The sequence below is a fragment of the Zunongwangia atlantica 22II14-10F7 genome (genome assembly GCF_002094855.1).
In the GTDB taxonomy this organism is placed as follows: Bacteria; Bacteroidota; Bacteroidia; order Flavobacteriales; family Flavobacteriaceae; genus Zunongwangia; species Zunongwangia atlantica.
Genome location: NZ_ARYN01000034.1, coordinates 1 through 11,355 on the forward strand (window position 1 = coordinate 1; position 11,355 = coordinate 11,355).

The following is an 11,355-nucleotide window of genomic DNA, read 5'->3' on the forward strand; positions in this document are numbered from 1 at the left end:
CGGAAGGGAAACTAAATGCAAGATGAATTCCATTTAACAAAAAGGTATTTAACTAAATAGAAAAGATTAAACCTTCGTTACTAAAGAAAAAGTTTGCAGCAATCAATCCTGAAAAAGATTTTATTAGTTTCATACCATGAATTACACTATGGTTTAAACACTTAAATAGAAACTAGCAACTATCAGACTAGGAATATGATTAAATAAGATTAAATAGATTTTCTAAAAGAATAAGCCTTGGGGCTTAAAAGAAAATTGAGGCTGTAGTTAAGGCCGCATTATATTTCTCTATTCTCGTACTATGCGATAAATCTTTTGGTAAAAATTAAAATTGATCAAAAAATTTTGAACATATGGGATTTATTCATTGTATCATCAGGATGAATGTTCATTATCCCTCCCATGAAAAAGATTTAATTGCTATGAAACGTAGTTATGTATTACAAATCCTGTGAAAACTGCTTACACAAAAGTCAATTTATACTAAATATAATTTATATCCATTTTACAAACAGTATGAAGCTCACATTAATCATGATATCAACTAAAAAATATTGCAAAGGAGCATCTCAATTTAAACCTAAGATCAGAATTATCGAGAAAACACATTCATTAACTACTAATGTCAAATATTTTTTATAGGAACACTCCTATAAAAAATATCAATGACTAAAAAATGCCTTAGCATTAAAAATGCTTGATTTCACCAGGCTTTTACAAATCCCGACTTTATTTTAGAAAAGTATGCCGGACGATCGAAGCTATAAAGTATTGCTGCATTATGAGATTCCTTTATTTCTTTTTTCTCAAGATCAATTAGTATATTATAGTCCTTAATTTTTCTATAAAAATTCCCTCGATTTAGAGTTCGTCCCAATATTATTTCATAAAGCTTCATCATTTCAGGTATGGTAAATTCCTTAGCTAATAAATGTAAAGCAATTGGAGTATCGTTTAGATCAATCTTAATTTGCCTGCTGGCATCACTAATTGCATTATCGGAGGTAGAATCAATTGAACTTTTAAAGTCCATCCAGGTATATTTTTTATGGTGCTCATTTATATTTTGGTTTTTATTGGTTAGCATATAATAACCAACAGAAACACCCTCTTCGTTGTAAAGTAGATTACTATTGTCTTTATTAACAGAATGAGAATTTATAAAATCTCTATAGGATTGAAATTGTTTAAGAAAAATATCCTGAACATCCAGTATTCCGGCAGCTATTCTATTGGCGCCATCATCTAAATCTTCATTTTGAAACAATTTCTCAGTAGGTAATCTCCATTTATCATCATTAATTCTTTCTACTAGCACTTGTAAGGATGCATTGAAAAACCTAAAAATTATGCATTTTATAGCTATAAATTCCAAAACTGGTTTAGTATTATCATTAATATTTTCGGAAGTACTTGGACTATTTTGGTTCATTCTTCTCGTGAAATTATTATGTTCAGAACAATATATAAAATTGTATAATAATCGTTTCAAGCTTCAATTTGTTTCCGACTAGTATTAGAAAAATCCATTTAGTTCTATCTTCCTTAGTCTAACAAAGAAAAAATTTATCGTTTCGTTTTATGAGTAGTGATTGCTAACTTCCTATTAGCTTTAAATTTAACTGCTCATTGTTGAATGATCAATCCTCTGCTTTTGCGAATAAGGTCTTCCCGATTTTTTTTCAATTTTCAAGACTCCCGGATACTTAACAAATAAGAACTTCAAAATATTCAATATTTCCATTTATCTAATGAGGTCTAACTAGTAGAAAGTATTCTACTGGGATACTGAACTAGTGAAGCAACTTCAAAGATTCAATAGGTACATTGAAAGCTCAATAATTTTATAGCCCAATAAGAAACTTTATAAACATTATTCTCTAAACGTGCTGTTATTATAATGTTAGTATATACGTATAATCAAAGATTAATTTGGAAAAAAATTCGGCAATAATCAATTCAAGTTTCTATACACCTTTGGACTCATTCCCACACGTTTTTTAAAGAGGCGAGTAAAATGCTGTGGGTACTTAAATCCTAATTCATATGCTATTTCGCTAATGGATTTATCCACATCGAAAATGCGTTCTTTAGCGACACCGATCACATTTTTCTGGATATAATCCTGGGCAGTATGACCTGTTTCTTTTTTAATTAGGTCACCGAAATAGTTCGCTGAAAAATTCAGTTGATCAGCAAAATATTGTACCATAGGAAAGCCAATCTCTTTTGGTTTTCCCGAATTGAGGTAATTTAACAGTAAGGTTTCAAAATTAGCGACTACATTAGAATTTATGTGCTCACGGGTAATAAATTGCCTGTCATAAAAACGCTTACAATAATCTAAGAATAATTCAATATTTGTGGTAATCAGCTTCTTGCTATGTTTGTCTACGCCCTGTTGTAGTTCAAAATTAATTTTATTGAAACAATCAAATACAATATCCTGCTCCTTTTTGGATATATGCAAGGCTTCATTTGAGTTATACTGAAAGAAATTATAGTTATGAATTGCTTTTCCTAGAGAAGTACCCAATAGCAAATCGGGATGAAAAACCAATCCGTGCCCCATAGGTTGGTACTCTTCTGTTTTATTTAAAACATCCACAACCTGACCGGGAGAAATGAAAACCAAGGTTCCCTTTTGATAATCGTAAGTTTGTTTGCCATATTTCAGGTCTCCGCATTTAACTTCCTTTAGAAAAATACAATATAGATTAAAATACATTTTAGAGCCAGTACGTCTATCTGCCGTAGAAAAATCGATAACACTCACCAAAGGGTGGACAGTTTCCTGTTGATTAAATCTATTGTACTCATCAATGATATTAAAATTATAAACTGATTCCATAGACTTGAATTTTCATTTCAAAAGTACTTAATAATTACTATTAAAACCTTCTGTAAAGAATATATCAGTAATATTGGTAAGTACCTCTGTAATTAGTATAAGTAACTGGCTTTAATTCTATTGTAATTTTGTAACAATTTAATGTTAATCATATAAAAAAGGTTTACAGTGAAATATATAGAATTAAATAACGGAATTTCAATGCCCATTCTTGGTTATGGTGTTTATCAAGTTCCGGATTATGAAGAGTGTAAAAATAGTGTATTGGAAGCACTCAAAGCAGGGTATAGAAGTATCGATACAGCGCAAGCATATAACAATGAAAAAGCAGTTGGAGATGCAATAAAAGAAAGTGGTATCCCTCGAGAAGAATTATTTATCACGACAAAACTTTGGGTTTCTGTTTATGGTTATGACAAAGCTAAAAAAGCCTTTGCAGACTCCATGGAAAAATTACAATTAGAGTATTTAGATTTATATTTATTACATCAGCCATTTAATGACATCTACGGTTCATGGAGGGCATTAGAATCATTGTATAAAGAGGGTAAGACTCGGGCCATAGGCGTTAGTAATTTTCATCCAGATAGATTAGTAGATTTAATTAGTTTCAATGAAATCAAACCTGCATTGAATCAAATCGAGACGAATGTATTTTATCAAAGGGAAGAAGATCATGAGGTTATGGAAGAGTATGGTGTACAACACGAAAGTTGGGCTCCTTTTGCTGAAGGTAACGGTGATTTCTTTTAAAATGAACTATTAATTTCTATTGGAAAGAAATATGATAAATCAGTTGCCCAGGTTACCCTTCGGTGGATGATTCAGCGAAACATTGTTGTTATTCCTAAATCGGTAACACCTTCCAGAATAAAGCAAAATATCGATGTTTTTGATTTTGAACTTTCAAACGAAGATATGGATGCTATTGCAACTTTAGATACCAATACCACTAAATTCTTTGATCATAGAGATGTAAAGATGGTGAAACAATTTAAAACCTGGGCAGGGTATTAATTAAGGACTGTAAATAAATACTATTAGCCTAAAATCATAGACGATGAATCGAAGAAAACTTTTAAAACGAGCAGGACTGGTTACAATGGCTTCTGCATTAGCTCCGAGTACTTTTATGGCTTCCTGTGCCAATGAGGCATCAGAGAAAAATGGAGACTTAAAATCGACTGTTCTGACTGGAAGACGAAAATTACGAACATTAGAAGTTTCTGCGATTGGAATGGGGGTTCAGAACATGCACCGCCATTACACGTCAACAGTCCCCTATCGTCCAAATATGATCAAAATTCTTCAGGCAGCTTACGACAAGGGGGTAACCTTTTATGACACTGCTGAAGCCTACGGTCCATTTGAAAACGAAAAGATATTAGGAGAAGCTATCCAATCTTTTAGAAATAATGTTGTCATTACTTCTAAGTTTGGTTGGAATATCGATTTGGAAACAGGACAACGTTTACCAGGACTTAACAGCAAACCCGAACACATAAAATTAGCAGTTGAGGGAATGTTGAAAAGACTGAAAACAGACCGTATCGATTTATTGTATCAACATCGAGTGGATCCAGAAGTACCTATAGAAGATGTAGCCGGAGCAGTAAAACAATTAATGGACGAAGGCAAGGTACTTCATTGGGGGTTATCAGAACCTGGAGTTCAAACGGTAAGACGTGCTCACGCTGAACTTCCGCTTACAGCTATTCAAAATGAATATTCTATGATTTGGAGGGGACCAGAAAATGACATTATTCCTCTGTGTGAAGAATTAGGCATCGGCTTTGTACCTTGGTGGCCTTTAGCCTGCCAGTTACTTACAGGAAGTATTGATGAACAAACACGTTTTGCACCAACTGACATTCGTGCAAACACATCAAGATATGCTCCTGAAAATCTACCCCAAAACTTAAAATTAGTCGAGGTCATTAAAACCTGGGGTATGGAAAAGAACGCTACTCCCGCCCAAATTGCTTTAGCATGGTTACAAGCCCAGAAGCCGTTTATTGTTCCCATTCCCGGAACGACTCAAATGGCCCATATGGAACAAAATATAAAAGCTGACAATATCAAATTTACAACTGACGAATTGTTTTCATTAAATGAGCAAATTAAGGCTATTGATATTAAAGGCTTAAGATTACCAGAGTTTGTGTTACAATTCTCTAATGTAGAAGCACCAAAAAAGAATTAGAAAATGAAGAAAAGAGTATTAGGAAAAGGATTAGAAGTTTCCGAACTAGGTTTAGGCTGTATGGGGTTAAGCTTTGGTTATGGAACGCAAACAGATGAAAAAACAGGGATTGAGTTAATCAGAAAAGCTTATGATTTAGGCGTAACTTTCTTTGATACCGCAGAAGCTTATAGCAAAGGTAGTAACGAACAATTATTGGGTAAAGCGGTAAAACCCTTTCGCGATAAGATTATATTGGCTACAAAATTTGGGTTTAAAGATGGTGATCCAAGCCAAGGCTTAGATAGTAGTCCAAAACGTATCAGACAAGTTGTTGAAAACTCATTAAAGTATTTAGACACCGATTATATCGACTTATTCTATCAACATCGAGTGGATCCTAATGTCCCTATTGAAGAGGTTGCAGGAACAATTAAAAATTTAATATCAGAAGGAAAAGTAAAATATTGGGGATTATCGGAAGCCGGAGTTGAGACCATTAAAAAAGCACATAAAGAGCAACCGTTAACGGCATTACAAAGTGAATATTCTATGTTTTACCGTGAACCGGAAAAAGAGATCCTACCGCTATTGGATCAGTTAGAGATCGGATTTGTGCCATTCAGTCCTCTAGGAAAAGGCCTTTTAACAGGTGCTATTGATGAAAACACGAAGTTTGAAAGTTCTGATTTCAGAAACACTGTTCCCCGCTTTTCAGAAGAAAACCGAAAAGCCAATCAGGCATTGGTTGATTTAGTAAAACAAATGGCCTCACAAAAAAAGGTCACCCCTGCACAAATTGCATTAGCATGGTTATTGGCACAGAAGCCATTCATCTCACCCATACCTGGCACCACCAAAATACATCGTTTGCAGGAAAATATAGAAAGCGCAAACATCAACTTATCATCAGATGATTTAGCTACAATACATACTGCATTAAATAGCATTCAAATTGTAGGAGAAAGGTACTCAGCCGCTTCCCAAAAAATGATTAACCGATGAAACTATTTAAATTGATCATAGTGCTTTTCATTTGTCATTATAATATTCATGCACAAGAACTAAGCAATCAGCAAAAAAGCATAGCCTCCATATCCGCATTAACAGCAAAAAGTGATTGGAAAGGTTTAAAACCCGAACTTTCGAAAGGATTAGACAATGGTTTGAGCATAAATGAAATTAAGGAAGAACTGGTACATTTATATGCCTACGTAGGCTTTCCTAAAAGTATCATGGGATTACGTACCTTTCTAGCTGTTCTGGAAGAGCGGCGAGCAAATGGCATTCAGGATAATTGGGGAAAAGAAGCATCACTTATTGATGATACCCAACCGAAATATGATAGGGGCAAAAAGGTTTTGGAGGCACTTATTCAAAACCCATTACCAGATACAAAACCCGATTACCAGCAATTTTCACCTGAAATTGACCGTTTTTTAAAAGAACATTTATTTGCTGATATCTTCGAAAGGGATGTCTTAAGCCATAAACAACGAGAATTAATTACGGTGTCAGCCTTAATGTCATTGGGAAATGTAAAGCCTATGTTAAAAGGTCATTTGGGTATTAGTATAAAGCAAGGTTTTACAAAGGCACAATTAGAAGATCTGGCAAAAACCTTAAAGCCATATTTAAATAGGAAGAAATTAAAATCTGCTAAAGAAGTAATAGAAGAACTATAATAATTAATATTAAATAAATATATCAGTGATATTGGTAACGACCGCTGTAATATATATAGGCTTTTAAATTATTTTAATTCTGAAATTTGTATTACAAAATTAAAAAGTAATAGAATGAAAACATATGCAATAAGCTTATTATTCCTGTTATTTCTTATTTCTGGTAGGGCCCAGGGAGACAAAACAGAGCCTATAACTATTAAAAATCAAGGTACATTTGCTATTGGAGGTTCGATCAAAAAGAGTGAGGGTACTTTCGATCCTATTGCTCATGGAGTATTCAACCCAACTAATCAAAGTACACAAGGACAGACACTCCATGGGGATCATGCCACTGTTTTATACCAAATTCCTACCGAACCGCGAAATCTACCTCTTGTATTCTGGCACGGCTACGGTCAGTCCATGCGTACCTGGCAAACAACCCCAGATGGCAGAGAAGGATTTCAGAGTATTTTTTTAAGAAAAGGGTTTCCGGTCTATTTACTAGACCAACCCAGACGAGGTCTTTCAGGTCAGAGTCTAGAGCCTAAAATGTTAGAAGCAAGAACAGAAGACCAGCTATGGTTCGGCATTTTTAGAATGGGAAAAGGAACAAACTTTTATTCCAATATTCAATTCTCAAAGGATCCGGAAGCGTTAAATCAGTTTTTTCGGAGAAGTACTCCTGACACTGGCCCCTTAGATATTAATTTAAATATTGACGCAGTATCCAACTTATTTAATAAAATTGGCGATGCTGTTTTAGTTACCCATTCCCACAGCGGCGGTCAAGGTTGGGGTACAGTACTTAAAACGGATCATATTAAAGGAATCGTGGCCTATGAACCAGGAAGTAATTTCATTTTCCCTGAAGGAAAAGCACCTGAGGAGATATCGTATGTTGGTGGTATTTTGAAAGCTCGAGAAGTACCAATGGAGGACTTTCAAAAACTCACCAAGATCCCTATTGTTATTTATTATGGTGATTATATTCCTGAAAAAAAAGTCGAAAACCCAGGACAAGAACAATGGCGAGCTGCATTACTGATGGCACGTAAATGGACAAAAGCCGTCAATGAGGCAGGTGGAGATGTGACTTTAGTAGTACTGCCCGAAATCGGAATTAAGGGCAATACACATTTTCCGATGTCCGATTTAAATAATCAAGAAATAGCCCAATTAATGTATAATTGGCTTGAAGAAAAAGGATTAAATTAAAATTTATAAACATGAAAAATCTTTTAGCATTATTAGTATTTATTGCTCCACTTTTTGTTTCCGCACAGACAGAAGAATATAGCATTTCTTCTTTTGAAGACGAAGGTTTTAAGGCTCCTAATACACATTATATTGGGGAAGCTTGGTTAAACGGAGTCCTAGCGGTTGAAGGAGACTTAAACTTTCATATAACTAAAGCTAATTTTAAAGCCAATTCTACGCTTGACTGGCATAAGCACGCCACAACTCAAGTACTGATTTATGTTGATGGGATAGGATATTACCAAGAAAGAGGTAAAGCCCCTATCATACTTAAGGCAGGCGATATTCTTAAATGTGAAAAAGACATAGAGCATTGGCATTCTTCCTCTAAAGAAAACGATGTCACCTATTTAGCAATTTACGGGGGCGAAACACCAACCACTTGGACTGACGTACTCTCACAAGAATATTACGATAATGTTGCGAAGGAGCTAAGCAATTAAGCTATTATAGATGTGATTATGAGGCTAGATTAATGAATACATCTTGGATAAATTTTACAAAAAGCGGAAATCCTAATTGACCTGATTACCGGAATGGAAAACCTAAGATGCAAAATCGAACGAACTACTGGAAATACAGTCCAACGGGGGCTTTTATATCAAAAACAGATCCTAAAAATTAGACTAGACCTTGTAGAAAATCTGGTAGAGTTTGGAAACTTATAAAAGATTAAAAATGCGAATAAATAGAATATATTATTTAATAATAATAAGTTTGATTTCTACAATTACGCAGGCGCAGATTGCGAAAGAAAACCCTTTTACGTTGGTATATGAAAATGCAATTACCAAAAATAAAAAAGGACAAGTAAATATTCATCCGGTTACATATAAATTGAATGACCTGGATATTTCAGCTAATCTGTATATACCAGCTAATTACGATCCTTCAAAAAAATACCCTGCAATAACAGTTGCACATCCCAATGGAGGCGTAAAAGAACAAACAGCCGGACTATATGCCCAACGTTTAGCTGAATTAGGTTATATTGCCATTACTGCCGACGCTGCCTATCAAGGTGCAAGTGGTGGTACACCAAGAAATGTAGACAAACCTCAAAATCGTATTGAAGACATTCACGGTATGGCAGATTTTATTTTGCAATATCCTGGGGTTGATACCGAACGTTTGGGAGCTTTAGGCATTTGCGGTGGTGGTGGCTATACCTTAAAAGCGGTACAATCGGATAAACGCTTTAAAGCAGTGGCGACCTTAAGCATGTTTAATACAGGTCTTGTTAGAAGAAATGGTTTTTTAAACTCACAAATCAACACCACCCAAGAAAGGTTACAACAGGCTTCAAATGCAAGAGCAATCGAAACTTCTGGGGGAGATATTATATATTCTGGCGTAGATGGTATTAGTGATGAAGAATTAGCAAAAGTTTCAACGCTTTTTTATCGACAAGGATATGAATATTATTTCCGAACTCATGCGCAACCTAATTCTACATTTCTTTACACCACAAGCAGTTTAATAGATTTGATGGCTTGGGACGCTACCGATGGAATTGAACTTATAGACCAACCTTTACTAATGATAGCAGGTAGTAATGCACAAACTTTATATTTAACATTAGATGCATTTCCCAAAGCCACCAACGCCAAAAGCAAAGAATTGTTTTTAATAGATGGAGCCACACATATCGAAACCTATTGGAAACCTGAATATGTAAATCAAGCAGTTGATAAATTAGAAGAATTTTACAAATCCAATCTTTAAAAGCATTAAAAAATGAAAACATATAATACTATAATAATTCTGATAACAGGTATAAGCTTATACTCTTGTAATCAAAACAGTTCAAAAGAAGAATCTACTTTAATTTTCCAAAAAGGCGTAAAAATAGAAAACAACAATTTTACGGGAAATGCGTATTTAGAAATGCTAATAAATTCGGATAGTATCAATAGAAATTCAGTTGGCAGTGTCACATTTGAACCAGGAGCAAGAACCAATTGGCATTCACATCCAAATGGGCAAATAATTGTTGCTATAGACGGAGAAGGTTACTATCAGGAAAAAGGAAGTCCAAAACGAATATTAAAAAAAGGTGATGCTGTAAAATGCCCAGCAAATATTCCACATTGGCACGGAGCTTCAGAAAACAGCGAGTTTATACAGATAGCGATTACCAGCAGAGTTAGTGGCCCTACTGAATGGCTTGATGCTGTAAATGATAAGGAGTATAAAAGTGATGAATAAAGAACAAATATTTATCAGGAATCTATGAAATCACTCCAAATCAGATTCTTTTAGATTTTCTTTAATATGATATTCCATCGCTAGAAAGAAAAAAATAAATCAATGTACATTTAAAGCTTATTCGAGGTGACTTGCAAATGACGCCGGCCTTTCTTTTCTTTTAATGATATATCAAGCATCCATTTTTTAGGGATGGTAAATTTTGGAAGTATAATCATAAAACGTTTTGATTCTCCAGGTTTTACAATATCCGGGATATTTAAGCGATGCATTATACCTAAATCCTGACGTTGCATGGTGTGCTTCTTCCCTTGTTTTTTTAATTGTAGAGAAGCGCTAATTTCTCCGGGAAGAAAACTCACATTGGAGCTATTAGTTAGTTCCATGATCAGATACGCATATTCTTTATAGAACTGAATCTGATACACTAGTATCTTGATCTTTTGATGACGTTTTCTTTTAAGCACTGGTAAGTTTCTTTGAAATAGATACGTTGCGAAGGATTCCACATATGTCTTATTAGCATTATAATCGAAGACATGATGACCAGCAAACTCCCTATCTGAAGGTGTAGCCTTTAGTTTAAAAATGGCATCTCTTTCAAAAAATCTATAATTTAAAACAGAAAGTTCCTTTTGGTATTCCAAAACAAAGGAATAAATATTATTATCCTGATCCACGACCAATAGATTACTAGGCTCTCCTGGTTGTGCTTTTAACAAGCCCAATTTCTGCGGATGATCTTTATTATACGTAAAACTCATTCTTGGAGCCCCCGTTATCGCCTGTTGAATAGGTGCGGGAAAGAAAAGTGCGATTTGCATATTCTCATTTGCATAGAGGGTATCTGGACTTGCCTGAACTTGTTGAGCACAAATCTTACCCCCAAATAAATGTACAAATACTAACATGAAGTAAAACAAAGAAGATTGAGAATGAGTATTAACGAAAAGGCTACTATTCATAATTTTAAGTATTAAGATTGAGGTTTTAAAACGAGCTGATAATGAGCATTAATGGTCACTTTAATATTCCGGTTATGACGACGAAATAAGTTCTTGAGACCACCTACCTGAGGGACGGAAGGAATATTAATATCCTGTATCACATCATCGAGGACTTCTCGTGAGGCTTCAGCTCGAAAGTTATTCACGACATAAATTCCCTCATTGCCATCTTGCAAGTCA

11 protein-coding genes and 1 pseudogene are annotated in these 11,355 nt (G+C 34.6%); 8 read left to right on the forward strand and 4 right to left on the reverse strand.

The annotated features are described in order from the left end of the window. Positions 1 to 703: 703 nt before the first annotated feature. Both IIF7_RS19980 and IIF7_RS19985 read right to left on the reverse strand, forming a co-directional pair. Positions 704 to 1,432, reverse strand: coding sequence for an NUDIX hydrolase (locus IIF7_RS19980; protein ID WP_084843459.1), 729 nt, complete (start codon positions 1,430 to 1,432; stop codon positions 704 to 706). Positions 1,433 to 1,954: 522 nt separating this feature from the next. Continuing rightward, positions 1,955 to 2,851 carry a helix-turn-helix domain-containing protein gene (locus tag IIF7_RS19985; protein WP_084843460.1) on the reverse strand — a complete coding sequence of 299 codons (897 nt, stop codon included), beginning with the start codon at positions 2,849 to 2,851 and terminating at the stop codon, positions 1,955 to 1,957. Positions 2,852 to 3,019: 168 nt separating this feature from the next. Between IIF7_RS19985 and IIF7_RS19990 the strand changes: the two are divergent. From IIF7_RS19990 to IIF7_RS20025, 8 genes and pseudogenes are all read left to right on the forward strand, one after another. Further along, a pseudogene (locus IIF7_RS19990) lies at positions 3,020 to 3,868 on the forward strand (aldo/keto reductase). Positions 3,869 to 3,911: 43 nt separating this feature from the next. Next, complete coding sequence (locus IIF7_RS19995; protein ID WP_084843461.1) at positions 3,912 to 5,054, forward strand: aldo/keto reductase; 1,143 nt, start codon at positions 3,912 to 3,914, stop codon at positions 5,052 to 5,054. A 3-nt stretch (positions 5,055 to 5,057) separates the two neighbouring features. Further along, positions 5,058 to 6,038, forward strand: a complete 981-nt coding sequence (locus IIF7_RS20000) for an aldo/keto reductase (protein WP_084843462.1) — start codon at positions 5,058 to 5,060, stop codon at positions 6,036 to 6,038. Further along, positions 6,035 to 6,718, forward strand: a complete 684-nt coding sequence (locus tag IIF7_RS20005; protein WP_084843463.1) for a carboxymuconolactone decarboxylase family protein — start codon at positions 6,035 to 6,037, stop codon at positions 6,716 to 6,718. The genes IIF7_RS20000 and IIF7_RS20005 overlap by 4 nt, the downstream gene beginning before the upstream one ends. Before the next feature lie 114 nt (positions 6,719 to 6,832). Then, on the forward strand, positions 6,833 to 7,918 hold the full coding sequence (locus IIF7_RS20010) for an alpha/beta hydrolase (protein WP_084843464.1): 1,086 nt from the start codon (positions 6,833 to 6,835) through the stop codon (positions 7,916 to 7,918). Between the two features lie 11 nt (positions 7,919 to 7,929). Beyond that, a complete protein-coding gene (locus tag IIF7_RS20015; RefSeq protein WP_084843465.1) occupies positions 7,930 to 8,403 on the forward strand; it encodes a cupin domain-containing protein in 474 nt (157 codons plus the stop codon). 274 nt (positions 8,404 to 8,677) lie between these two features. After that, positions 8,678 to 9,685 (forward strand): alpha/beta hydrolase, encoded by a 1,008-nt coding sequence (locus IIF7_RS20020; RefSeq protein ID WP_245801686.1) that lies wholly within the window; start codon positions 8,678 to 8,680, stop codon positions 9,683 to 9,685. Between the two features lie 12 nt (positions 9,686 to 9,697). After that, positions 9,698 to 10,168, forward strand: coding sequence for a cupin domain-containing protein (locus IIF7_RS20025; protein ID WP_084843466.1), 471 nt, complete (start codon positions 9,698 to 9,700; stop codon positions 10,166 to 10,168). 110 nt (positions 10,169 to 10,278) lie between these two features. On the opposite strand, the gene IIF7_RS20030 is transcribed toward IIF7_RS20025, so the two are convergent. Both IIF7_RS20030 and traM read right to left on the reverse strand, forming a co-directional pair. Continuing rightward, positions 10,279 to 10,992, reverse strand: coding sequence for a DUF4138 domain-containing protein (locus tag IIF7_RS20030; RefSeq protein ID WP_176219019.1), 714 nt, complete (start codon positions 10,990 to 10,992; stop codon positions 10,279 to 10,281). Positions 10,993 to 11,144: 152 nt separating this feature from the next. Continuing rightward, positions 11,145 to 11,355: conjugative transposon protein TraM (traM, locus tag IIF7_RS21000; RefSeq protein ID WP_449489475.1), on the reverse strand; the 211-nt coding region annotated here is incomplete at its 5' end.